Annotated in this window: 23 protein-coding genes; 6 read left to right on the forward strand and 17 right to left on the reverse strand. The window is 70.2% G+C overall.

The window, feature by feature from the left end; all coding sequences use genetic code 11:
• Positions 1-89: 89 nt before the first annotated feature.
• Positions 90-1,262 carry a PQQ-dependent sugar dehydrogenase gene (locus tag GTZ93_RS21900; protein ID WP_139919468.1) on the forward strand — a complete coding sequence of 391 codons (1,173 nt, stop codon included), beginning with the start codon at positions 90-92 and terminating at the stop codon, positions 1,260-1,262.
• Here the strand turns inward: GTZ93_RS21900 and GTZ93_RS21905 are convergent.
• Together GTZ93_RS21905 and GTZ93_RS21910 are read right to left on the reverse strand one after the other, a co-directional pair.
• The gene (locus GTZ93_RS21905; protein WP_139919467.1) at positions 1,259-2,062 is read right to left on the reverse strand and encodes an ABC transporter permease; all 804 of its coding nucleotides are present in this window, start codon (positions 2,060-2,062) and stop codon (positions 1,259-1,261) included. The two genes, GTZ93_RS21900 and GTZ93_RS21905, sit on opposite strands and share 4 nt — an antisense overlap.
• Positions 2,059-2,829 carry an ABC transporter ATP-binding protein gene (locus tag GTZ93_RS21910; RefSeq protein WP_139919466.1) on the reverse strand — a complete coding sequence of 257 codons (771 nt, stop codon included), beginning with the start codon at positions 2,827-2,829 and terminating at the stop codon, positions 2,059-2,061. The genes GTZ93_RS21905 and GTZ93_RS21910 overlap by 4 nt, the downstream gene beginning before the upstream one ends.
• Before the next feature lie 201 nt (positions 2,830-3,030).
• On the opposite strand from GTZ93_RS21910, the gene GTZ93_RS21915 reads away from it, so the two are divergent.
• Positions 3,031-4,587 carry a cation:proton antiporter gene (locus tag GTZ93_RS21915; protein WP_167548268.1) on the forward strand — a complete coding sequence of 519 codons (1,557 nt, stop codon included), beginning with the start codon at positions 3,031-3,033 and terminating at the stop codon, positions 4,585-4,587.
• Entirely contained in the window at positions 4,584-5,720 is a 1,137-nt protein-coding gene (locus GTZ93_RS21920) for a cyclic nucleotide-binding domain-containing protein (protein ID WP_139919464.1), read from the forward strand. The genes GTZ93_RS21915 and GTZ93_RS21920 overlap by 4 nt, the downstream gene beginning before the upstream one ends.
• Before the next feature lie 55 nt (positions 5,721-5,775).
• On the opposite strand, the gene GTZ93_RS21925 is transcribed toward GTZ93_RS21920, so the two are convergent.
• From GTZ93_RS21925 to GTZ93_RS21955, 7 genes are all read right to left on the reverse strand, one after another.
• Positions 5,776-6,195 carry a hypothetical protein gene (locus tag GTZ93_RS21925; RefSeq protein WP_139919463.1) on the reverse strand — a complete coding sequence of 140 codons (420 nt, stop codon included), beginning with the start codon at positions 6,193-6,195 and terminating at the stop codon, positions 5,776-5,778.
• A 7-nt stretch (positions 6,196-6,202) separates the two neighbouring features.
• A complete protein-coding gene (locus GTZ93_RS21930) occupies positions 6,203-6,598 on the reverse strand; it encodes a hypothetical protein (protein ID WP_139919462.1) in 396 nt (131 codons plus the stop codon).
• A 146-nt stretch (positions 6,599-6,744) separates the two neighbouring features.
• Complete coding sequence (locus GTZ93_RS21935) at positions 6,745-7,296, reverse strand: hypothetical protein (protein ID WP_120599947.1); 552 nt, start codon at positions 7,294-7,296, stop codon at positions 6,745-6,747.
• Between the two features lie 73 nt (positions 7,297-7,369).
• A complete protein-coding gene (locus GTZ93_RS21940; RefSeq protein ID WP_139919461.1) occupies positions 7,370-8,545 on the reverse strand; it encodes a tetratricopeptide repeat protein in 1,176 nt (391 codons plus the stop codon).
• Positions 8,546-8,597: 52 nt separating this feature from the next.
• Entirely contained in the window at positions 8,598-10,313 is a 1,716-nt protein-coding gene (locus GTZ93_RS21945; protein ID WP_139919460.1) for an aldehyde dehydrogenase family protein, read from the reverse strand.
• An 86-nt stretch (positions 10,314-10,399) separates the two neighbouring features.
• Complete coding sequence (locus tag GTZ93_RS21950) at positions 10,400-12,697, reverse strand: M56 family metallopeptidase (RefSeq protein ID WP_261778732.1); 2,298 nt, start codon at positions 12,695-12,697, stop codon at positions 10,400-10,402.
• 8 nt (positions 12,698-12,705) lie between these two features.
• Positions 12,706-13,086, reverse strand: coding sequence for a BlaI/MecI/CopY family transcriptional regulator (locus GTZ93_RS21955; protein ID WP_014400122.1), 381 nt, complete (start codon positions 13,084-13,086; stop codon positions 12,706-12,708).
• Between the two features lie 199 nt (positions 13,087-13,285).
• Between GTZ93_RS21955 and GTZ93_RS21960 the strand changes: the two genes are divergently transcribed.
• The 3 genes from GTZ93_RS21960 (at position 13,286) to GTZ93_RS21970 (ending at position 16,462) form a co-directional block, all read left to right on the forward strand.
• The gene (locus GTZ93_RS21960) at positions 13,286-14,251 is read left to right on the forward strand and encodes a hypothetical protein (RefSeq protein WP_139919458.1); all 966 of its coding nucleotides are present in this window, start codon (positions 13,286-13,288) and stop codon (positions 14,249-14,251) included.
• A 148-nt stretch (positions 14,252-14,399) separates the two neighbouring features.
• Entirely contained in the window at positions 14,400-14,987 is a 588-nt protein-coding gene (locus GTZ93_RS21965; RefSeq protein ID WP_139919457.1) for a hypothetical protein, read from the forward strand.
• A 104-nt stretch (positions 14,988-15,091) separates the two neighbouring features.
• A complete protein-coding gene (locus GTZ93_RS21970) occupies positions 15,092-16,462 on the forward strand; it encodes a hypothetical protein (protein WP_139919456.1) in 1,371 nt (456 codons plus the stop codon).
• On the opposite strand, the gene GTZ93_RS21975 is transcribed toward GTZ93_RS21970, so the two are convergent.
• From GTZ93_RS21975 to hemF, 8 genes are all read right to left on the reverse strand, one after another.
• Positions 16,459-18,072 (reverse strand): phospholipase D-like domain-containing protein, encoded by a 1,614-nt coding sequence (locus GTZ93_RS21975; protein ID WP_180946091.1) that lies wholly within the window; start codon positions 18,070-18,072, stop codon positions 16,459-16,461. The two genes, GTZ93_RS21970 and GTZ93_RS21975, sit on opposite strands and share 4 nt — an antisense overlap.
• 60 nt (positions 18,073-18,132) lie before the next feature.
• The gene (locus GTZ93_RS21980) at positions 18,133-18,369 is read right to left on the reverse strand and encodes a chaperonin (protein ID WP_120561048.1); all 237 of its coding nucleotides are present in this window, start codon (positions 18,367-18,369) and stop codon (positions 18,133-18,135) included.
• 706 nt (positions 18,370-19,075) lie between these two features.
• A complete protein-coding gene (locus tag GTZ93_RS21985; RefSeq protein ID WP_120575622.1) occupies positions 19,076-19,528 on the reverse strand; it encodes a hypothetical protein in 453 nt (150 codons plus the stop codon).
• Entirely contained in the window at positions 19,525-20,172 is a 648-nt protein-coding gene (locus GTZ93_RS21990; RefSeq protein ID WP_120598200.1) for an anti-sigma factor family protein, read from the reverse strand. Before GTZ93_RS21990 ends, GTZ93_RS21985 begins: the two co-directional genes overlap by 4 nt.
• An 84-nt stretch (positions 20,173-20,256) precedes the next feature.
• Positions 20,257-20,871, reverse strand: coding sequence for an RNA polymerase sigma factor (locus GTZ93_RS21995; RefSeq protein ID WP_180946235.1), 615 nt, complete (start codon positions 20,869-20,871; stop codon positions 20,257-20,259).
• A 61-nt stretch (positions 20,872-20,932) separates the two neighbouring features.
• Positions 20,933-22,006: an Immediate early protein ICP0 gene (locus tag GTZ93_RS22000; protein ID WP_222595336.1), complete on the reverse strand. Its 1,074-nt coding sequence runs from the start codon at positions 22,004-22,006 to the stop codon at positions 20,933-20,935.
• A gap of 174 nt (positions 22,007-22,180) precedes the next feature.
• Complete coding sequence (locus tag GTZ93_RS22005) at positions 22,181-22,708, reverse strand: hypothetical protein (protein ID WP_180946130.1); 528 nt, start codon at positions 22,706-22,708, stop codon at positions 22,181-22,183.
• Positions 22,708-23,607: an oxygen-dependent coproporphyrinogen oxidase gene (hemF, locus tag GTZ93_RS22010; protein WP_120575624.1), complete on the reverse strand. Its 900-nt coding sequence runs from the start codon at positions 23,605-23,607 to the stop codon at positions 22,708-22,710. Before hemF ends, GTZ93_RS22005 begins: the two co-directional genes overlap by 1 nt.
• Positions 23,608-23,648: the final 41 nt, after the last annotated feature.

Genomic DNA, 23,648 nt, shown 5'->3' on the forward strand with positions numbered 1-23,648 from the left:
CCACCCCGCACCGTCTTCCAGTCCCGAATGCGCTCGGCTGCCCCCCTTCCAGGTCGGTAGGCCGCGTTCACCAACGCTAGATTGTCGCCATGCGCTCCCGACGCCTGCTCCTGTCCGCCCTCGTGGTGCTCACCGCATCCGCCTCCGCCTGCCGCAGGAGCCAGGCGCAGGGGACGGCCTCCGCCGCGGACTGCATCCTGATGGAGGACGACTGGGGCCAGGACGGCAGCGTGCCCGTCACCGTGGACGTGGTGGCGGAGGGGCTGGAGGTCCCCTGGGGCGTGGCCTTCCTGCCGGGCCAGGACGGGGACGCGCTGATCACCGAGCGGCCGGGCCGCGTGCGGCTGTTGCGCGGAGGGCAGCTGCAGCCCGGGGCCGTGGCCACGCTGCCCCTGACGGCGAACGGCGAGGGCGGCCTGCTGGGCATCGCCGCGCATCCGGACTTCGCGACGAACCGTTGGTTCTACCTGTACGTCACCACCCAGGCGGACGGGAAGGCGCAGAACCGCGTGGAGCGCTGGACGCTGTCACCGGACAGCACGAGCGCGACCTTCGAGCGCGTCATCTTCGGCGACATCCCGTCCGCGAAGTATCACGACGGCGGGCGGCTGCGCTTCGGGCCGGACGGCATGCTGTACGTGGGCACGGGCGACTCCCGAGACCCGGACCTGTCGCAGGACGTGGCCAGCCCCGCGGGCAAGCTGCTGCGCCTGACGCCGGACGGCGCGGTGCCCCAGGACAATCCCTTTCCCAATTCGCCCACGTTCCTGCTGGGCGTGCGCAACACGCAAGGCTTTGACTGGAAGGACGCCACCACGCTGTACCTCACCGACCATGGCCCCAGTGGTGAGACGCTGCGCTTCGGCCACGACGAGGTGAACGTGGTGAAGGCGGGCGACAACCTGGGCTGGCCCGGCATCTATTCGTGCGAGACGCAGAGCGGGCGCATCACCCCGTCGCTCACCTTCGATGACGCCGCGCCCCCAGGCGGCGCAGCCGTCTACACGGGCAGCGCGATTCCGGAGTGGAAGGGGTCGCTGCTCGTGGGCACGCTGAAGTCCAAGCACCTGCACCGGGTGGAGTTCGATTCACAGGAGCCCCGGCGCGTGACGAAACACGAGGTGTACCTGCGCGACACCTGGGGCCGCCTGCGCGACGTGCTGATGGGGCCGGACGGCCACCTGTACGTCACCACCAGCAACTGCGACGGCCGGGGCGAGTGCGGTCCGAAGAAGGACCTGCTCCTGCGCGTCCGGCGTTAGCTCACGCTCTCCGCGCTGTAGCGGGCCAGCAGGCCCGTGCGCACCGCGTAGCGGTAGACCCGCTGGAACACCCAGCCCGCCAGCACGATGTCCAGGAGCGCCAGCGCGAAGCCCCACCCGAGCGTGGCGCCGGAGAACTCGCCGCCAGCCACCAGCGTGCGCACGCCCTCGAAGACGTAGGACGGGGGCAGCAGCTTCGCCACCCACTGCATCCACTCCGGCAGAGTGGACAGCGGGTAGAAGACGCCCACGAACGGGGACAGCAGGCTGGGGATGGGCCAGACGAACCACTCGGACGCGGGGCCCAACCTCAAGACCATCGCGCTGCTGAGGATTCCCAGCGCGATGCCGAAGAGGAACAGCACCATCACGAAGGGGATGAACATTGCCCCGTAGGCGGCGAAGGACAGGCCGAACACCGTGGTGGACAACAGCAGCATGACGACGAGGCCAATGGCGCTGGTCACGATGCTCGTCAGCACCAGGCCACCCACGTACTCCGGCAGCGTGAGCGGCGTGGCGAAGACGTTGAGGAAGTTGCGCGACCAGACGTCCTCGAAGAAGCCCGTCGTCAAACCCTGCATCACGCGCGCGAAGAAGTCCCAGAGCAGCACCGCGCCCAGCAGCGCCGGCACGAAGTCGTAGCCGGAGGACGTGACCTGGTTGAGGTACCGGGTCATGAAGCCCCACAGCACCATGTCCACGGCCACCCAGGCGAACAGCGGCACCACTCGCGCGAGGTTGCCCTTGTAGAGATAGAACTGGCGCAGCGCGATGCCCGCGACGTGGTTCAGGTTCATGGCGCTTCGTGCCTCTCCAGCGCCAGCGGCTCGTTGGCCACGGCGATGAACAACTCCTCCAGTGACGCCTTGCCGTGCTCGCGGGGCAGCGTCTTCGGGTCGCCCTCCAGCAGCACCCGGCCGCGCGCCAGGAAGAGGACGCGGTCGCAGACGGACTCCACCTCGTACATGTTGTGGGACGTCCACAGCACGCCGCTGTTGCCCTTCGCGGCGAAGTCACGGATGCGGGTGCGGATGTCCAGCGCCGTGGCCGGATCCAGCGACGCGGTGGGTTCGTCCAGCAGCAGCAGGCGGGGCTCGTTGAGCATGGCCTTGGCCAATGACACACGGGTCTGCTCGCCGGAGGACAGCACGCCGCACTTGGTGTCTCGGAAGCGCTTCAGGTCGTACTCCTCCAGCAGCGTCTCGATGCGGGCGGACAGCCCCTTCACGCCGTAGATGAGGCCGAAGACGCGCAGGTTCTGGGCCACGGTGAGGTTGCCGGGCAGGGGCGAGTAGACGGCGGCGAAGTTGGTGCGGGACAGGGCCTTCACCCGCTGGGTCTCCAGGTCGGTGCCTTCGATGGCGATGGTGCCGGAGGTGGGCTGGAGCACGCCCAGGAGCATGTTGATGGTGGTGCTCTTGCCCGCGCCGTTGGGTCCCAGGAGCCCCACGATTTCGCGGCGGCGCACGTGGAAGGAGATGCCGTCCACGGCCGTGTGGGCGCCGTAGGTCTTGCGCAGGGCCGTGACGGAGAGGACCAGGGTGTCCAGCGAGCCGGATTTCATCTGGGTGCTTGCTGTACCACGCGGACGTCTCGCCGCCAGGGCGCACTTCCGGCGGGCGGCAGGCGGGCGGGGCCTCGGGGCCCGGAGACGAAAAGCGGACGGTGCCCGTGCACGGTCCACGCGAATCTGGAAAGCTTCGCGCCCCTTCCTGGCCCCAGTGGAGTCGCCGTGCTGCTGGAAGTACCTATTTTAATAGGCCTAATGGTGGCAGCCATCGCGCTTGCCATCGCCGCCAAGCGGGCCAGCGTGCCGTACAACGTCGCGCTGGTGCTTGGTGGCCTTCTCATCTCCGTCGCACACCTGCTGCCGGGAGTGCCCCCGCTCAACCCGCAGGTGGTCTTCCTCATATGCCTTCCGCTGCTGCTCTTCGAGGGCGGCATCATGGCGGACCTCAATGGCATCCGCGCGAACGCGGTCCCCATTGGCCTGCTGTCCACGCTGGGGATGGTGCTCGCCATTGGCGCCACCGGCGCCGCGCTGCACTGGATGCTGGACCTGGCGTGGGGGCCCGCGCTGCTGCTGGGCTCCATCCTCGCTGTGACGGACACGGTGTCCATCCTCTACGCCTTCCGTCGTGCGCCAGTGCCCGGGCGGCTGGCGGGCATCATCCAGGGGGAGAGCCTCTTCAACGACGGCACCGCGCTGGTGGCGTACACGGCCATCGCGGCGGTGGTGGCGGGCGGTATGGCGCCCTCGCTGGGGTCGCTGGGCGGCCATGTGCTGCTCGCGTCGGTGGGCGGCGCGGTGGTGGGCCTGGCGCTGGGACTCCTGGGCGGCTTCATCATCCGGCGCGCGGAGGATCCGCTCGCGGAGATCATGGTGACGACGGCGGTGGCGCTGGCGTCCTACGTGATGGCGGAAGAGGTGCACCTGTCGGGCGCCATCTCCGCGGTGGTGGCGGGGCTCGCGGTGGGCGTGACGCTGAGGCGGGAGGTGCCGCCTCAGAGCCAGGTGGCCATCCACTCCTTCTGGGAGTACGCCACCTTCGGCGTCAACACGTTCCTCTTTCTCTCCGTCGGTCTGGACACGCGGCCGGAGGCGCTCCAGGGACACCTGCCGGGCGTGGGCATCGCGGTGGTGGCGGTGGTGCTGGGGCGCGCGGTGGCCATCTACCTGCCCTTCCTGCTGCTGCGTCTGTTCAAGCCCGCGGAGACCATCCCGCTGCGCTGGCAGCACGTGTTCCTGTTGGGCAACATCAAGGGCGCGCTGTCCATCGGTCTGGCGCTGGGTCTTCCGGAGAATACGCCCGCGCGCGAGCAGATTGTCTCCATCGCGTTCGGCGTCACGTTGGTGTCCATGGTGGGCCAGGGGTTGATGCTCACGGGCGCGCTCAAGGCGCTGGGGCTGTTCCAGCAGGACGCGGTGGCGCTGGAGATGGCGGAGCAGCGCGGGAAGCTCATCGCCAGCCGCGCGGCGCACGTGGAACTGGAGGCGTTGCATTCGCAGGGCCTGTTGCCGCGCGCGGCCTATGAGCACCTGCGCAGCGAGTACCAGGTGAACATCGCCCGGGCGGAGCGGGAGCTGCGGCGCATCAGCGAGCAGCACCTGGCCGAAGGGGCGAAGGACCTCTTGAGCACGCGGCGGCGGCTCATCGACGCGGAGCGCACGGCGTTGCAGGGCGCGCGGCGCAACGGGCTGATTCCGGAGACGACGGCGGAGGAGATGCTGGCGCAGCTGGACGCGCGGATGTTGGGCCTGGAGAAGGTGCTGCACGGCGGGCACGCGAACTCGGAAGGCAAGGAGCACAAGGCGTCATGAAGATCGTCATCGCGGGGGGAGGACGGGTGGGCGGCGCGCTGGCGGCGCGGCTCGTGTCGGAGCAGCACTCGGTGACGGTCATCGAGCGCGACGCGGGCATCTGCTCGCGCCTCTTCGAAGAGGTGGGCGTGGTGACGGTGTGCGGTGACGCCACCAACCCGCGCGTGCTGGAGGCGGCGGGCATCGGGACGGCGGACGTGGCGGCGGCGGTGCTGGCGCACGACCCGGCGAACCTCGCGTTCGCCATGCTGGTGCGCGCCACGTCCAGCGCGCGCCTGATGGTGCGGATGCTGGACACGAACTACCGCGACGCGTACCGGCTGGCGGGCGTGAAGGAGCTGGTGGCGGAGGCGGACGTGGTGGTGGCGAAGATGACCACCGCCATCGACTTCCCGCAGGTGTCCGGGTCGCTGCCGCTCAGCAGCGGCGACGCGCTCCTCTTCGAGCTGGCCATTCCCGCCCGCGCCCGGGTGGCGGGCCAGACGGTGGCGCAGGTGCGCGGCATGGAGGGCTTCCCTCGCGAGTGCATCTTCATCGCGCTGGTGGATCCACAGGGCCACACTGCGCTGCCGGAGGGCAACACTCAGCTGAAGGCCGGGCACAACGTCATCCTCGTGGCGCGCCGCACGCAGGTCGCGAAGGCGGTGGAGTTCCTCACGTCGGAGCCGCCACTGGGCGAGGGCCTCGCTTCGACGCTGGCGAAGACGCTGCGCAAGCTGGACTTCCTGGCGCCCCTGAATGACGACGAATTGGAGGCGGTGGCGCGCGGCGCGGAGCTGCTCCAGACGCCCGCGGGCACGGAGCTGTTCCGCCAGGGCGATGCGGGCGAGACGTTCTACGTGGTCATCTCCGGCGAGGTGGCGATGAAGGACGGCTCACGGCAGACGGTGGCCACGGTGAAGCAGGGGGGCTTCTTCGGAGAGCTGGCCCTGCTCACGGGTGAGCCACGCAACGCCACCGCCGTCACCGCCACGCCGTGCGAGCTGGCCGCCGTGGGCCGCGAGGACTTCCGCGGCGTGATGATGGCCAACCCCGCCGTCGCGCTGGAGATGAGCCGCATCCTGGGCCAGCGCCTGTCACGCCTGGGCGGACAGGTGCAGCCGGCGAAGCGGCGCGGGCTGTTCGGGCGCTGAAAAGACAGGCACCCTTCAGGCGGAGAAGCGCATCCCCGCCTGAAGCACTTGCGTGTCAGGGGCTCGCGAAGAAGACGCGCGGGCCCTCTCCACCGATGAGGGTCCGTCCCAGCTCCAGGGTCCAGGGCACGTCACGAGGCACGGGCTCCGGTGAGCGCAACACCACGGTCGTCCCCTCCCAGTGCTGGGGTTTCAAACACTCGGAGACGCGCCAGACTCCCAGGGAGGAGTGATCCTCCGGCAGGACCTCCGGGGTCGGGTACCCAACGAGGCCAATGCACAGGGACTCCCCGTCCTTGTCACAGCCGTCGGGCTCCGAGCCGTTCGCGGGCACGCAGGTCAGGACAGCTGTCACGGTGACGTGGTCGTCCGCGTCACGGGTGGCGGAGGCGGCGCGAACGCCCACGGCGTCCCAACGAGGCCCGCAGGCCGTCAGCAGGCCCGCGAGGGCCACGATGATGAAGGTCGGATGCATGGGGGCCTCAGGGGTTGGGGATGATGACGTTCGCCACGCGGGGATCCGCGCTGACGAGGATGCGCAGCCCGGGGTCACGGGCCACGGCGTCCGGAGTGGTGACCGTCACCTGGGTGCCGATGATGTCGGGGACCGTCTGGCACGACTCCGCCCGGTGCAGCGGATGGGCGAAGGCCGTGTCGTCGGCCGCGTACCACGCCGCGGAGACACAGACGCGCTCGCCATCCGCGTCACAGCCTTCCGACCGCGCGAAGCCGTACACGAGGCCGCACGCCAGCGTGACTTCGACGGAGACACGGTCGTCCTCGAGCCGTGCCGCCGTGGCATCCAGTACGCCGGCAGCCTCCAGCCCGGACTCACAGCCAACAAGGATGGGGAGTAGCAGCAACAGCCAGCGACGCACGCGGGACCTCCGGGGGCAGTGGAGCCGGCACCCCAGAGCAACACCCGTGCCCACTCGCCGACAGACGGCCGCACTCGGAGTCGCGCTCCGCAATCCCTGACAGGCATGTCAGGGCATGACGCCCATGCCCTGCCGTCCGCGGTCTCTCAGGTCGACTGCTTGAGGCGCCCGCACACCGCTGACGCCGCCAGGAAGCCCACGCTGAAGGCCTTGCGGAAGCGGTCGTAGAGCGCGCCGACTCCGGGCACGTTGGCGATCATGTCGCCGAAGCTCCACATCTCCTCATGCGCGTGGATGAGCGGCAACACCTCACCGCCGTCCTCGCCGCGCTGGAGCGTGAAGTCGTACACGAGCAGCGTTCGCAGCGGGTACGTGTAGAGCCACGCGAACTGCTTGAGGTTCATCACCCCGTCCACGATGGCCCGCCCGCTCTTCCCATCCGGCTCCAGCTGGACGTTGAGCTGGAAGATGTCAAAGTCGAAGTGGAACATGCAGTGGAAGCCCGCCGCGCCCTTGCGGTACGTCTCCTTGCCGCCCCCCTTCTGCCAGGGGTCGGTGAAGGTGACGTCCTCCGCCATCATCGGCAGCAGCTCCGCGTCCAACACCGACGCGGGGATGGACGTCGTGTAGAGCAGCCGCGTCACTTCCCGGAAGCGCGCTTCCAGCTGCTCAATCAATGCCTGCTCCGCCTTGCGCATGCGTCCCCCCTGCCCGCTCTCGGACCGCGCCTGAAGGTAGGCACGGGCCTGGGACAGGGGAAGACGGGGTGCGTCAGCCGCTCAGCTCCGTGAGGAGCTGCGCCGCCTGGTCCTTCACGGTGGCGTCCGCCGTGCCCAACGACTGTGCCTGCCTGGCGTGCCGGGTGGCTTCCGCTCGGTCGAACGGCTGGGTGGCGCGCGCCAGGTTCAGGTGCGTGAGCGCGTCCTGGGGGTTCGCCTCCAGCACCCGCTCCAGCAGCACGCGGGCCCGCGCGTGGTCCTGGTCTCCCATCAGCAGGCGCACCAGGTCGTTGGTGGGGCCGGGCTCGTGGGGCACCACCGCCACGGTCTCCTCCAGGAGCTTGCGGGCCTCGGCGCGCTCGCCCAGCGCCTCGTGCGCCTGCGCCAGCGAGTGACGGATGTCCCACTGATTCGGAGCGCGCTCGAGGGCCTCCGCGAAGAGGGCCTTCGCCTCCGCCAGCTCCCCGGCCAGCATGCTCGCCAGGCCGTGCAGGTGGACGTAGCGGACCTGCGCCGGATCCAGCTCGCGCAGCTCCAGGATGGTGCGGCGGGCCGAGTCCTTGCTGTTGGCCTGGAGGTAGAGGCGGAAGAGGTCCTGCAACACCGCCACGCGCGTGCGGCCCTGCGCGTTCTCGAGCGCCCGCGTGGCCGCCGCGATGGCCGCCCCGATGGCGCCGTTCGCCGCGTGCGCGCGCGACAGCATCAGGTGCGGCAGTGCCTCCTGGGGCGCCAGCGCCGAGGCCTGCTGGAAGTGCGTCACCGCCGCCGCCGTGTCCCTGCGCTGCACCGCGATGCGGCCCAGCTCGAAGTGCGGATAGACGCTGTGGGGCGCCACCACCTGCGCGGCCTCGAAGGCGGCCTTCGCGCCCTCCAGGTCGCCGCGCTCGGCCAGCAGCGTGCCCAGGTTGAAGCGCTCGAAGTAGCCGGCGGTGGGCGCGGCGGCCAGCGCCTTGAGCGTCACCAGCGCCACGGGGTCTCCGGCCTGCGCCTTGAGCATGGCCAGGTGCGCCTGCGCCTCCGTGTTGTCCGGCTGCACCTGCAGCAGGCGCGTCACGGCGCCTTCCGCCTCCTTCGCGGCGCCGGTGCTCAGGTGGGTGCGCACCAGGCCCATCAGACAGTCCACGTCCTTCGGGTCGATGGAGAGGCCCTTCTGGAAGCTCTTCACCGCCTCCGCCGGCTGACCCTGCTGGAGCGACTGCCCACCCTCTTGCGCGTACCTGGATGCCATGGTCCCTCCTACCTACCACGAGCCTCCAGAATCCCCGCCTCCCCGCCTGCCCCTACCGGCGCAGCGCGGCCAGGGCGACACCGGGGACCTTCCACCAGGATGGGGACTGCTCGAATTCCACCAACCGGCGGCCCAGCGCCGCCACGCCCTTGTGACCCGGCACCCACGGAGGCGAGGGCAGCGACGTGAGCGGGGCGCGCAACACCGCCTTCTCGATGGACTCCAGCATGAACGTGTTGTGCACCCAGCCCTGCCCGCTCTGGATGTCCCGGGCCGACGCGGACGGATGGCCGCCCCAGGGCATGCTGCCCAGCGCGTACGCCGCCGCGGGCCACGTGTTGAGGGCCACGGTGCCGTAGCGCAAATCGCGCACCGCCTTCTCCACCGCCGCGCGCACCCTCGGGTCCCGCATCGTCTTCGGGTGGACGATGAGCGTCACGTTCAGCGTGCCCCACACCTTCTCGTTGAGGAACGCCACCGCGGCCTCCAGGAAGGTCACCGGTTCGTCGGAGCCCGGCAGGCCCGTCTCAGACAGCACCGTGCACCAGGGCTCGTTGCGGAAGACGCGGTCATCCGTCTTCGAGGGATCCACGTCGGGAATCAGCGCGTAGGCCAGGTCGCCATCGCCGGGGTTGCCCACCAGCCGCAGGTTCGGGCGTGCGTCCGTGAACTGGTGCCAGCGCTCCTGCGCGCCCGGGTAGTACGCGCGGCGCACGGGCGCATGGCCCAGGCTCGCCTGGATGCGGTCCATCAGCGTGCCGCGTTGGAGCCAATCCTTCGGCTGCACCAGCAGCTTCGCCGCGTTGCAGTTGAAGGACGCATTGTTGGCGACCATGCCGGCGATGTCGTCCGCCTGGAAGCGCAGCTCGCCGTCCGAGTACGGCCCCGGCACCACCACCACGGGGGAGATGTTGCCCAGCTCGCTGGAGACGTGCTTCGCGAGCAGCGGTTCGTTCTTCCGGCGGCGCTCGTCGGACTCAGGGCCGGGCGGGCCCCACACGAGCGCGTCGTGGGTCTTGTCGCTGCCGGTGATGTGCAGTTCGTCCACCGCGTCGTGGTGGACCAACTGCGCGCCCTCCTCCGCGCCGCCGTACACGATGGCCAGCGCGTCGCGCGCGATGAGCGGGGCGAAGGCCTGCTCCAGGAACGGGCCCAGGTACGCGTTGACGGGGTTCATCTTGAGCACGCAGGCGGTGCCCTCGACGAAGAGCTTGTAGAGGCAGTCCATGGGCGGGATGGAGTTGACGTTGCCGCCGCCCAGCACCGCGCAGACCCGGCCCTTGTGGGGCTTCCGGTAGAAGGACGCCTGGTGTTCGCGCAGGTTGGCCGCGGTGACGCCGGGCTGGAAGTAGACCTCGCCCGTGGTGCCGGGCAGGAGCATCCCCTCCAGCCTGTCCCGGGGGAACAGCCGCGCGGCGAGCCGCCCGTCCTCCAGCGTGCGCAGGTGCTTCGCGGGGATGACGGGCGCGCCGTGCTTCTGGATGTCCTTCAGCGCGTCCGAGAGCAGGCGCAGGTTGCGCACCACCACCATGGGCCCGGCGAGCCACTCCTCACCCGCGAGTGGACCGCCGGGGTCGATTCCCTTCGCCTCGCAGGCCGCGCGCACGCTCGGCTCCGCGATGGCGACGTACGCGTCGCGCAGGTCCTCCAGGAGCCGGATGCGCTCCGGCAGAGGGAGCTTCGCCCACGCGCTCGAGCCCTCACGGACCCGGCGCACCAGGATGTCGATGGTGGTGCGTGACGTGTGCTGCGGGACGGCGGCGGACATGGCGACCTCCGAGACAGGCTTCACACCGGGTCCCGGTATAGGGAACCCCCGCGTGCGCCGTCACCAAGGGGCCGCGCCCTCCGTCCTCAGGAGGGCAGAGGCTCGGCCAGGCCCTTGCGGATGGCCTCGTCGATGACGGCCATCACCTTCTTCATGTTCTCGCGGCTGCGCGCCGCATGCTGCTCGCCCAGCTTCCCCTGCTGCTCTCCGAGCTTCGCCTGCTGTTCACCCAGCTTCTCCTGCTCCTCGCCGAGCGCCTCCATCTTCTTGCTGAGCTCCTCCTGCTGCTTGTCCAGTCCCTCCAGCTCCTGGTCGAAGGACGCGTCGCGCTTGTCGAGCTCCGCTTCCTTGCGGTCGCGCTCGGGGCCGTCCGCGAGCGAGTGGAGGCGGGCGCGCTCCATGGAGATCTCCGCGCGCTTGGAGGCGATGGCGGCGTGCTTCGCGGCGATCTGCGACATGGGATAGCCCAGCTCCGCCTGCTTCTGGCCCAGCGCGGCCTGCTGCGCGCCCAGGGCCGCCTGCTTCTCACCGAGCGCGCTCTGCGAATCGCCCAGCTTCCGGTCGTCCTCCATCAGGTTGCGCACCTGCTCCAGCGTCTTCGCGTCGCGGATCAGCATGGGCTTGTTATCGCGGCGCACGAAGAGCAGGTCCTTGCCCTTCTGCTTGAAGGTGCGCGCCAGGTACAGGTCGTCCGTGCTGCCGGCCATCATCGTGCGGCCATCGGAGAGATACGCGAAGGTGTCGCCGTCCTCGATGTCCATGTCCGGCGGCGGCGCGGGCGGCGCGGGAGGACGCGGCGCGGCCGCGAGCATGGGGGCCATGGGCGCCACCGGGGACACCGAGCTCCGGACCGGAGGCGCGGGCGGCACCGGCGGGGTGGGCCTGCCACCGACCGGGGGCGCGGGCGGCGCGGGCGGCACCGGAGCCAGCCTGTCATTGGCCGGGATGGGCGCGGGCGCGGACGGCGGGACGTGCGTGGTGAGCTGCATGGACCGCGTCGCCCCCGGCGTAGGCGGAGGCAGCGCGGGCAGCGGAGGCAACGGCGGTGCATCCGCGGGCGTGCCGGGCGCCTTCGCGGTGTGCTCCATCACGGTGGGCTTCGCATCGGGGGCAGGCGTCGTGGTGGAGCGAGAAGCGACGGTCGGCCGGGGGGCCGGCGCGGCGTCCTCGGGCAGGTACCGGACGGTGCCCACCCGGACGGGGGCGGGGGTCGCGTCCTTCGCGGCGGGAGTGGTGCTCTCCGCGGGCGCCTTGGCGACGACCTGGAAGGGCATCAGGACGACGGCGCCGAGGGCGAACAGCGCACCCTTCAGCCACCGGCGGGGTTGCGTGGGGACGACGTCGACATGTTCCAGCATGCGGAGCCTCCTGTGCAGCGCGTGAAGGTGGGCCGACGCCCCGAGCGCCGCTGCGCTGCCTGGGGGCCGGGTGATGCCAAAGGCGATGAGCAATTCGCCGTAGTCCGCGGGCTCCGCGCCGGTGAGGCGCAGCGCCTCCGCGTCACACGCCTCTTCCCGTGCGAGCGCGTACTCACGGGCCGCCTGGCGCGCGAGCGGGTGGAAGAAGAGGACCGTCTCCGCCAACGCCGGCACCCAGCCCAGCCACAGGTCCCCGCGCCGCAGGTGCGCCACTTCATGCGCCAGCGCCATGCGCAGCGAGTCCTCCGGCAAATCACGCAACGCCTTCGCGGGCAGCACGATGACTGGCGACACCAGCCCCGCGGCCAGCGGGCTCACCACCTCGTCCGACACGAGCAGCGTGGGCGGACGGCGCAGGCCCGCTTCATTCGCGAGGAACTCCGCCTCCTCCTCCAGCACCGGGTGACGCAAGGGCCGCGCGCGCTCCCGCATGCCCTGCACCTGACGCCACGCCAGCACGTGGCCCCGCACCTTCCACGCCACGCCCGCGCCCCACAGGACAAGCAGCGCCCACACCCCGCCCACCGTCCACGAATGCGCGCGGAGCGACGCCACCGAGCTCTTGAAGAACGAGGTGACCCGCGCCCCGGCCGAGGGGCCCTCCACGTGAGCCGGTGTCTGCCCTTGCGGCGACACCCGCATGAGCACGGTCGCATCAGGCGCCGTGAGCACCATGACCGTCCGCCCCGGCGTCTGGGATTGAGCGCCGTCCACGCGGACCGTCTGGGATTGCGCGGTCGTGGACTCCACGGGCAGCAGCGCCAGCGGCATGGGCCTGGGCAAGCCCAGCGTGAGCACGAACTTGAGCGCCACCAGCCACCAGAGTCCGGCGCGCAGGGCAGCGGGCAGGCGCGGCAGCGTCCGGGCCAGCAACCAGACGGCCAGCGCGCACAGCGCCCCCTGCCACGAGGCGCGCCACACCGACTCCGACCACGACGACCACCACGGCGAGGTCATGAGCGTCATCACGGGGCTTACTCCTTCCGCTTCTGGCGCAGGCGCGCCACGACGTCCTGGAGCTGCTTCAGCTCTTCGTCGGACACGTCCTCTGTCTCCGACAGGTAGGTCACGAACGGCGACAGGGACCCGGAGAGCGTGCGCTGCACGAAGTTCCCTACGACGTCGCGCAGCAGCTCTTGCGTCGCCACCGGCGAGGCGTACTGGAACACCCCGTCCACCTTCGAACGGGTCAGGTGCCCCTTCAGCCGCAGCCGCTCCATCACCGTCAGGATGGTGGAGCGCGCCAGGCCCTGCGCCTCACCGAAGCGCTCGGCCACCTCGCCCACCGTCGCCGGACCGTGCTCGGCCACGTACCGCAGCACCGCCAGCTCCTGCTCTCCCACCGGCTTCTTCATGCGCCCTGCCCTTCGTGACGACAGCTGTAGTCAGAAAGCAAGGTACGCCTGACTACAGCCGTAGTCAAGCGGGTGTCTTCGGAGGGCATCAGGGATCTCCCGCAGGGACAGACACCCTCTAATTTCCTAGTCTCCTCGCTCCCCCATGACGCACCCAGCCGTCCCTCCGGCCGGGCGCGTCAACGAAAGGCAGTCGAAGATGAAAGGCATTGGCCCCAAGCTGAGCCAGACGCAGTTCAAGGTCGGCAACAACAACACGAAGGTGGGCGAGCAGGTGAAGTACGGCCCCACCGCAGACCTGACCCCGAAGCAGCAGCAGAAGCTCACCCAGCACTACGGCGAGCACGGCACGGCGAAGACTCCGCAGAACTCGCTGAACCGCCTGACCCAGTACAGCGATTCACACACCACGTACACGAAGGCGGCGACGGCCTCCGGGCGTCCCCTGACGGAGCAGGAGGCGCTGGTCGCGGGGAGCGCGAAGAACAAGGCGCCCGCGTCCAGCATCAACCACGTCATCGCCTCCGGCACCGGCCAGAACGTCCTCAACCACGAGACGCTCCAGTTCAAGGAGGGCGTGAAGAACACGAACGAAGGGGCCCAGAAGCTGAGCACGGCCTCCACTCCCAAGGAGAAGGCCGCGGCCCAGAAGCAGATCCAGCAGGGCCTGGCGCAGCAGGCCGCGGGCGTGGGCCGCATGCAGGGCTACTCGCGCGCCACGCTCGCCGAGCGTCAGGGCGAGCTGACTCCGGCGCAGGTGCAGGGCAAGCGCAACGGCGCTCTCCAGAACACCCTCACCGCGATGCAGGGGCCTGATCAAGACACGCGCTTCGGCGCCTACAAGGACGTGCTGAAGGACACCTTCGACTCGCCGGGCAACCTGCGCCTGGGCAACCGGACGCAGAACACGAAGATCAGCACCGGCTTCGACACGCCGCTGGACGCGAAGGGCAAGCCCACGGAGCGCGCCGAGCGCCTCTTCCAGGCGCATCAGACCTTCGGCCCGGACCGGCTCCTCACCAAGGAGCGCCTCTTCACCCTGGATGACAAGGGCGAGGCCATGTCCAGCAGCAAGGAGACGGCGCAGGTCGGCGACAAGCGCAAGGCGGACGCCGCCGACACCGACTCCGGACCGTCCTCGTCGAAGAAGCGCAAGAAGGCCTGAGTCAGCCAACCGGCACCTGAGCGCCCGCTCGCCCGGTCGCTCAGGTAAGGGTCGGGTAGCAGAGGACCGTGTGTGTCCTTGTCTCTGTCGGAAGGGCAACCAGATTTCTGGCAGCCGACTTCAAACCCGACACACACGGAGATTTCCCATGAAGCTCCCTCTGTTCGCGGCGATCGCCGCCCTGTCGCTGTACGGTTGTGCCAGCCACAACGCCACCACGCGCGAGGCCTCGTCACCGGAAGCTGGTGCCGTGGGGGGCTCGGGCAGCGCGGGCACCACGTCCGCCAACCCGGACACCACGGATGGCACCAGCGGGAGCATCGACCCCGCTGACACCTCACGCTCCACGGAGCTGCCCGGTGAGACGGGCAACGTGAGCGACCTGGAGAAGCGCGACCGCAAGGACGCGCCCACCGTCTACGACGGCGAGGCCACCGGTGGCTCTGGCGCCGCGCACGAAGCCGTGAAGACCGGCGACGGCCAGAAGTGGGACGTCCAGCAGAACACGCCCACCGACCTGGGCGACGCGCAGGTGCCCGCTGGCGCGGTGAACCAGAACCGCAACCCCAGTGAGAAGGGCAACCTGGGCACCGGCGGCTCCGGCGACCTGAGCACCGACGGCAAGAGCGACGTGAGCGAGGAGACCGGATCCGGCGCCCTCAACAGCGACGTGGACGCCCCCAGCACGGACAGCTCCAAGGTGGACACGGACGCCACGCCGGATCCCACCAATTAGTCATCGCGCCCCACGCGAGGGCGGATACCCGGGAAAGCCCGCTCACGGGCCGTCCCGGGTATTCGTCTGTCCAGCCCGCGCCGCGCCAACTAGAGTGAGCACCAATGACTGGTGCTCCCTTCGTGGCCCTCATCGCGCTGCTTCACTCCCAGTCCTCCAGCATCGAGGAGGTCCCCAATGATGCGCAGCAGGAGACGTACTCCGCGCCGGAGTCGTCGGGGAGTTCGGGAGGTTCCTCGGAGGGAATCGGCTTCCGGGCGCTCCTGGAGGTGGGGCCGCTGAGCTTCCCGTCCGGGACGCGAGGTGGGGAGCAGGACCTGTTCGGCTACGCGTACCCGTCCCTGGGCGTGGATGGAGGCGAGGACTTCGCCTTCATGCTGGGCGCACCGCTGCGCTTCCGGCTGCTGGACAATGAGCCGAAGCAGAAGGACGACGACTACGGCGCGTGGCTGCGGCGCGAGGACTGGGACGAGCGCAGCGACTACGGCCAGGTGGTGCGCCTGCTGCGCATTGGCGATGAGTCCGGCCGCTTCGGCCTGCGCGTGCAGCCGTTCCTGGAGGAGTCGCTGGGGCGCGGCTACCTGGTGAACCGCTACGACAACCAGCTCAACCCGAACTACCACCCGGCGGGCGGCACGCTGTCGTTCACCGCGGGGCCCGCGCGCGTGCAGCTGCTGGCCAGCGACGTGCTCGCCGCGCGCATCTTCTCCGGCGAGCTGCTGCTGGACATCGGCCGCATCGCCAGCGACAGCGAGGGGAACTTCGACCGCTACCTGGTGCGCGCCTCGGCGGCGCACGACTTCGGCGAGGCCGGCGGAGTGACGCCGGAGGCCACGGTGGCGTCGGTGGGCGGCGAGTTCGCCATGTACAAGGGCGAGCGGCTGCGCTCGTGGGCCCTGCTCGCCGGCGGCGCGCGGCTCAACGATGGCGCGCAGGACGTGGGTGGCATGCTGGGCGTCGCGTTCGAGGGCAACTTCAAGGGCACTCAACTCAGCGTCACCGCGCAGGGGCGCCGGCAGGGCGGAGGCTTCCGCTTCGGCTACTTCGGCGCGGGCTACGAGCTGTCGCGCTTCTCCGCCGTGGGCCTCTCCGAGGAGCCCCAGGCCGACCAGCGCGTGCCCAAGGACTTCTCCGGCTACCTGGAGCTGTCCGTGGCGCGGGGCGACGGACCGGACTCTCCGGAGGTCGTGGCCAGCGGCGCCGTGGAGTACTCCGCCTTCGGCCGCGCGGACGGTGACCTGTCCCTGAGCTTCAGCACCCCGGGCGGCGAGTCGCGAGGCATCGCGCGCCTGGTGGTGGTGGGCCTGGGCGACAAGCCCCGCTACTCGGTGGCGGCGGAGTTCCGCCAGCGAGTGCTGCCCGCCATGTACATCTGGGGCGCCGGCGCCACGGTGACCTTCCCGCAGCCGGACGGCACGCTGGTGCAAGGCGTGAGCGCGGGCGCGGGCGTGGGCGTGGACTTCGCCCGCCGCTAGTTCCCCACCGTCCCGCCCTCTTCCTGGGCGGGAGCGCAGGGCAGGATGGCGCTGTGCCGCCGGGCCGTCTCGCACGACTTGCCCACCAGCCAGCGCGACAGCAGGCGCACGCCGGAGGCGAAGAGGCCGTCGTCGCCCTTGTGCAGGGCCTCGAAGAGGGACTCGTCCAGCACCGACTCCTCCGGGTCGATGAGGAACTCCTCCGGCTCCAGCGGCTTGAAGAGCGGGTTCTGGTCGAACACCGTCTCCAGCGGGTGCGGACGCAGCCGGCGCTGTCCCTCGTGGGCCAGCCCGTCCAACGTCTCCACCATGTGCGTCGCGTCCACCAGCGGGCGCAGCGCGGCCACGCCAGCCAGGCCGGCCTGCTCCGCCATCAGCGACACGCGCACGCGGCGGATGGCGCGCGACACAGCGTCGCCGGGCGCCTCCGCCTCCCAGCTCAGGTTGAGCTCCGAATCCAACCCCAGGCTGCGGTTGGTCGTGTTCGCGGAGCCAATGGTCATGAAGGTGTCATCCACGATGAGCACCTTCGAATGGATGTACGTGAAGACGTCCGAGCCGTCCTCGTCCTTCGCCGCGGAGCCGTACACCGCGAAGCCGTGGCCCGTTTCGGAGGCCACCTCGCGCAGCGCGCGCAACAGGCGCACCTGGGCCACGCCCATGGCGATCTGCTCGCGCAGCGCTTCTGGCTGACGAGGCAGCACCAGCATCACCTGGAGCCGGGGCCGCCCGGCCGCGCGCATGCGTTTGACGAGCGCGTCGTAGATGGCGCGTGAGGAGAAGTACTGGTTCTCGATGTAGATGAAGCGCTCGGCAGCGTCGATGGCGTCCACGTACAGCGCGCGGATCTCCTGCACCTCCGCTTGCGGAGGCAGCAGCGTCTTGCCGAAGGTGCGGCTGATGGCCACCGGGCCCGGAGGCGCGGGCATCGTCGCTTCGAAAGTCATGTCGTCGCGGTTCACGGGCTCCAGGTGGAGCTCGCCTCCGCCCGAGTGCGCCCAGCGCGCCTCGAACAGCTCCGCGAGCGGCTTCACCGCGGGGCCCGTCAGCACCGTCTGCACGTCGTGGTACGGCCCGTGCGGGTCGCGGCCGGAGTCGCAGCGCAGCTTCGAGCGCGCGGGGTGGTCCCGGTCGTCCCAGCGACAGTCACACACGTCCATGCCGCCGGTGAACGCCATCACGCCGTCGATGACGACGAGCTTCTGGTGATGGGCGCCGTAGAGCGGACTGGAGGAATCGAAGCGGAAGCGCAGCCGCTCGTTCGTCGTCCAGTTGAAGAGCAGGTTCTGCATCCACTCGCGCTCCATGGCGAGCAGCATGCTGAAGTCCCACGCGAGGATGTAGACGTGCAGCTCCGGGTTCTCCCGGCACATCTCATCCAACAGTGGCAGCAGCCGGACTTCTCCTCCCTTGGCCTCCTCCAGGTCCTCACCGCGCAGCAACGTCACATCGCTGTCGAACTGCCAACCGGTGATGACGATGGAGCGGCGGGCCTTCCGGATGGCCCTGTACAGCTCACGGTAGTAGTCCCGGGCGTCCACCAGCACGCCCGCGTCATGCGTATCCGTCCGCGTCCAGCAATTGCGTCCGGGATTGAGAATGGGTTTCACGTCATTCACCTGGCCCTGGAGTGGATCCCTGTTGTCGTCCGCGCCCGGCCGGCGGAAGCATCACCCCACGAACACAATGTGCTTTCCGGTCGCCAACGTCATGTCGGTGGACGAGACCACCCTGGCCACCTTGCGAGCCTCGCCCCCCACGGTGTCGAAGGCCGCGGCGATCAGATCACCGAGCGTCACCTGCACGCGCTTCGCCTGCTTGCCGGCGCTGGACACGGCCTTCACCGTCTTCGCCTTCATCTGACGGGCCTTGCGCTGGATGGTCTGCTTCTGGGTCTTGGTCGCCATGGTCTTCGTTCTCCGAGGATGAAGTGTCTGCGTGATGCGCCGTACCGCCCCGTACCGCCCCGTCCTGCCGTGCTGCCCCTGCCCCGTCCCGCCCGTCCTGCTCTGCTGCCCCGACCCCGTCCCGCCCGTACTGCCCCGTGCTGCCCCGACCCGCCCTGCCCCGTACCGCCTTGCTGCCCCGACCCCGTCCCGCCCGTCCTGCCTTTGCTGCCCCGACCCGCCCTGCCCCGTACCGCCCTGCCTTGCTGCCCCGACCCGCCCTGCCCCGTACCGCCCCGTGCTGCCCCGTCCCGCCCCGCCGCCCTGCCCGCCCACCGTCCCGCCCGTCCTGCCCTCATACCCAAGAGCAACTGCCGTGCCGTCGCTCAACCCAGCGTTTTCCGAGGGAAGAAACCCTGGAGCACCCCTGCCTCGCAGGGCAGGACTGACTTTCTTTCAGCCCGGCTCCAGGTAGATCCGCCCTCTTTCCTGCCCTCCGGTGCCATGCGCACCCCAGCGCACGTCAGGCGGGGGACGGAGCCATCCGACGCTGGGACAGCACACCGTCCACGCAGGGGTGGATGTGCGAGGACCTGGGAAGATTCAGGGACGGTGGGCCCTGACGCGGGGCCGCCCGGGGAGAAGGGGGCCATCCAGGCGTCAGGGTGGGGATTCCGCGGACGGCGCCTGCCTTGAGGGCGGCGCGCATCCGTCACGACTTACACAGCTACTTCGACGGCGGCACCAGGACGAGGATGAGCTCGCCACCCACGTGCTTGCCGGCCTTCTGGTACACGGCACCCTGACGGCCCAGCTCCACCTCCACGGAGGACTGGTTCGGGATGATGACGCGCAGCGTGGCGCTGCCGTCCTTCATGCCCAGCAGCTGGAGCGACGCGTTCGTCCCGTTGGGGAGCTTCACTTCCGTGGGCTTCTGGGCGCCCACCTCCACGGTGTCCAGCGACATGCGCTTGAAGGAGGTGAAGCTGAAATTCTGCTTCTGGAACGCCTCCTTCATCTTGTTGAGCTCGGGCGGCTCCACCGCGGTGCCCTTGTTGGAGGCCAGCACCACCTCCACCTGCACCTTCACCTTCTGCTCCTGGGCGGAGGCGACCGCCGGCCCCATCACCAGACCCACGGCGAACAGCAGAGCCAGCACCGCCCACGTCGGCTTCGTCATAGCGCTCCTCCGGTGGGCCGGGGCGGGACGGACGGAGCCGGCGTCGGCTGTCCTCCCTGGCCATCCTGCTCCACGCTCGAATCCTGGGACTCCACCGCGCCCGGCTTCTTCTCCTTCACGGGCTCCGGGGCCTGCTCCTGCTCGTCCACCATCCAGATGATGGAGCCGCCGCCCTCCGTCTCCATCACCACCGGGGCCACGCGGGCGCCCTGGTAGGACTGGATGGACTTCACCGTCATGCGCTCGGCGGCGTAGCCCTCCGGCGCGTTGTCGCGCAGCACCAGCGGCAGGGCCACCAGCATCACCACCGCGGCGGTGGCCAGCGACGAAATCATCGCCGTGCGCTGGTAGAGGAACATCTCCGACAGGGCCAGCCGCATCCGCTCGATGAGGGGCGGCTTCTCCGGCGTCACCCGGGCCATGACCTTCTGGGCGAAGTCCTTGAAGTCGACGTCGTCCACCGCCATGTCCAGGCCGACCCGGAGCAACCCGGACTCGGCGCGCAGGTCCGCCGCGCGGCCTGTGCAATCCCGGCAAGCGGCCAGGTGCCGCTCCACGTTGACGCGCTCCCCAGGAGCGATTTCACCGTCGATGTAGGGAGACAGGAGCGGTACGAAACGCTCACACGCGGGATTTCCGGCCATACTCTTCACCCTGCGGGCTGGTGGGAATTCGTCGGTGGGACGCGACGGGCCCCACGGATATTCGAGGAGGCCTTTCTGGCATCCTCATTCGTTGCCCACTCCGCTCTTGGCTTCGTCCAGCTCCAGATAATCCCCCAGGATTTTCTGCACCTTGGCGCGCGCGTGGAAGAGCCGGCTCATCACCGTGCCCTTGGGGATGTCCAGCGTGCGGGCCAGGTCCTCGTAGGACATTCCCTCGATTTCGCGCAGCAGGAGGATGGCGCGGTGCTTCTCCGGCACCGTGGCCAGGGCCTCCTGGATCTTCTCCGCCAGCTCCTTGCGCAGGGCGCTCTTCTGGGGATTGGTCCCCAGGCGGCTGCCCAGCGCGCCGATGCGGGCTTCGGAGAGGTCCACTTCCTGCGTCTCGTCGAACTCCACGGACTCGCCGCCGCCGCGGCGCTTGCGCAGCACGTCGATGCAGATGTTGGACGTGATGCGGTAGAGCCACGTGTAGAAGGACGCGTCGCCCTTGAAGTGGTCCAGGTACTTGTAGACCTTGACGAACGCCTCTTGAGAGACGTCCATCGCCTCCTCCTTGTCCTTCAGCATTCCGAGCGCGACGGCATACACCTTGCGCTGGTAACGCTCGACGAGGAGCTTGAAGGCGCGCTGGTCCCCGCTGCGGACGCGCTTGACGAGTGTGAGGTCGTCGGTGGCCAAGTGCGCGGCACCGTAGCACATGCCGCGCCAACCCCAAGGCTTTCGACGCGCCCCGTCGCTCCTAGAGGGAGCTGACGAGCGCGATGGCCGCCAGGGCCAGGCCCACCATGGCCAGCACCGCCCCGAAAATCATTCGGTCCCACTGGGCCTGGGTGACGGCGGAGTCCTCCGTGTCCTCCCCGGCCCGGAAGGTGTGGAGCACGTTCCAGAACATGCGGCCGCCCAGCCGGCGGTCGGTGCCATGGCGGTCGCGGGGGTCGTCGTTCTGGAGGGGGTGCCCCTGGGCGTCCCGGCGCACGAAGGCGCCGGGCAGGGGGTGGTAGAGGCCGGGGGTGAGCGGGGCGGCCTGCTCGGAGTGGCGCACGTCGGGAGGGGGCTCCAGCCGGACGGCGTCCGCGCGCTCGCGGGCCTCCTCGGGGGTGGGCGCGTCCATCACCCACATCCCGGCCTCCACGCCGTTCTGCCCGGTGTGGGCGTCCTGGAGGTGGGCGAAGCCCTGGTCCTTGAGGGCCTGCTCGAAGGCGGCCTTGCCCTCCGCGGCGGGCGGGTGCGCCGCGGCGGCCTCCGCGTAGGCGGCGAAGAAGGCCCACAGGCGGGCCACCCGGTCCGACGAGGGCAGCGACGAGGGCCGCACCTGCGCGGACAGGAGCGCCCCGTCCGACGCGAAGCGCTTGCCCACCGCGAGGTGGCTCTCCAGGTCGTTCAGGTCAGAGGGGATGAGCGACTCCACGTCCAGCACCGGCCCGCGCGCCTCGCCCGCGCCCAGGTAGGGGCTGGCGGTGGTGGGGATGGAGCCGGGCGTGCGGAAGCCGTCGCCGCCCTTGCGCCGGGGCGTCTGGGTGGCCGCGCCGGAGGACTCGAAGCCCGTGCCGGCGTCCGCCCGAGGGGCCCGACCCGTCCCGTCGGAGCGAGGGCCCCGGTTGGGAATGCCGACGCGGACCGAACGGGGGCCCACGTCACCACCCTCCGGAGAGGCGCCGGCCTCCGTCCCTTCGCCACCGGGGAGGCCGGGCTCGCCGGGCTCCGCGCCAGACTCCAACGGCGCGCCACCATCGGCTTCCGGCGGAAGTCCCACGGGCGGGGAGCCGATGCGGGTGCGGTCGCCGGACGAGGTGGTGGGGGTGGAGGTCTCCATCCCGTCATCGCGGAACGGAGACGCCGGCGACGGGCCCGTCGGCGCAGAGGAGCCACCGCCGGAGCGGGGCCCACCAGAGCCGGGAGGACCTCCTGCGCGGGGGCCGCGGATGTCGCCGACGTTTCCCATCACGAAGGATTCTCTCACAACGAGAACCCCGAGTTGCATGGGGGGCTACTCCCCCTCGCGCTCCACCTCCACGGGGCTGGTCATTCCGTTGGCATCCAGACGGACGCGGTACACGGCGTTGAGGCCGTCGCCATCTTCGTCCACGCGGGCGAGGCAGGACACCTCGGGTTCACCCACGGGGCTCTCCTCCGCCCGCACCTCGTACTGGAGGTGAACGATGGGGCCCGGGTCGAAGCCGATGCGGTGGAAGTCCTCGTGGTCCTGCGGGAAGGGCACGCCCTCGCCATGGCGAGGCACGGGCGCGGGATAGGGCGCGATGGGCACGTAGTCGCCGTGCTCGTCCCGGAAGGCCTGCACCGCGTCGCACAGGGCCAGCACCTGGACGCGGGCCTCATTGGCCACCCGCTCCGGCGACGCGCGGCTCCGGCCCGACGCCCCCATGATGGGCAGGTAGGCGATGTACAGGCAGCTCATGGCCACGGCGAGGAACACCGTGACCGCGACGCCCAGGCGCACCGCGAGGTTGCGGGGGCGCGCGGGGCCGGGCTCCTCGGGCTCCGGAGCCGAGGACATCAGGCCCACTCCCGGGGATTGCGCAGCACCTCCACCAGCCGGCCTTCGGGCGTGCCGGGCTCCGGGTGGTAGTCGTAGCGCCAGCGCACGCGCGGCGGCAGCGACATGAGGATGGACTCCGTGCGCCCCTGCGTCTCCAGGCCGAAGATGGTGCCCCGGTCGTAGACGAGGTTGAACTCCACGTAGCGGCCCCGGCGCACCTCCTGCCAGTAGCGCTGCTCCTCCGTCACCGGCGTGTCCTTGTGCTTCCGCGCGATGGGCAGGTACGCGGGGATGAAGCTGTTGCCGCACGCCTGCACGAACGCGAACTCGCGCTCCAGGTCGCCGCCCATGTTCTCGAAGAAGATGCCGCCCAGGCCGCGCGCCTCGCCCCGGTGGCGCAGGTGGAAGTACGAATCGCACGCGGCCTTGAAGCGCGGGTAGTACGTGGGGTCGTGCGCGTCGCACGCGGCCTTGTGCGCGCGGTGGAAGTGCGCCGCGTCCGCTTCGTCCAGGTAGTACGGCGTCAGGTCCGCGCCGCCGCCGAACCACGCGCGCCCGCCCTGGTGGATGAAGCGGTAGTTGGCGTGCACGGTAGGCACGTGCGGGCTCTTCGGGTGCAGCACCAGCGACAGGCCACCGGCCCAGAAGGTGCGCCCCTCGCCCTGGAGCTTCCTGGCGAAGGCCTCCTCCAATTCGCCATGGACGATGGAGATGTTGACGCCCGCCTTCTCCAGGACGGCGCCATCCTCCAACACGCGGCTGCGGCCGCCACCGCCTCCAGGGCGGCTCCACGCGTCCTCGCGGAAGCGGCCCTGGCCGTCCAGTTCCTCCAGCGCTCCGCAGATGTCGTCCTGGAGCTTCTGGATGAAGGCGGCCATGCGCCCCTTCAAACCCTCCACATCCACCGTCGCCGTCATGCCCGTTGTCTCCCTGTCGCGGGTTGAACGGGCAGACACAC

Origin of the sequence: Corallococcus exiguus (assembly GCF_009909105.1) — a bacterium.
GTDB lineage: Bacteria > Myxococcota > Myxococcia > Myxococcales > Myxococcaceae > Corallococcus > Corallococcus exiguus.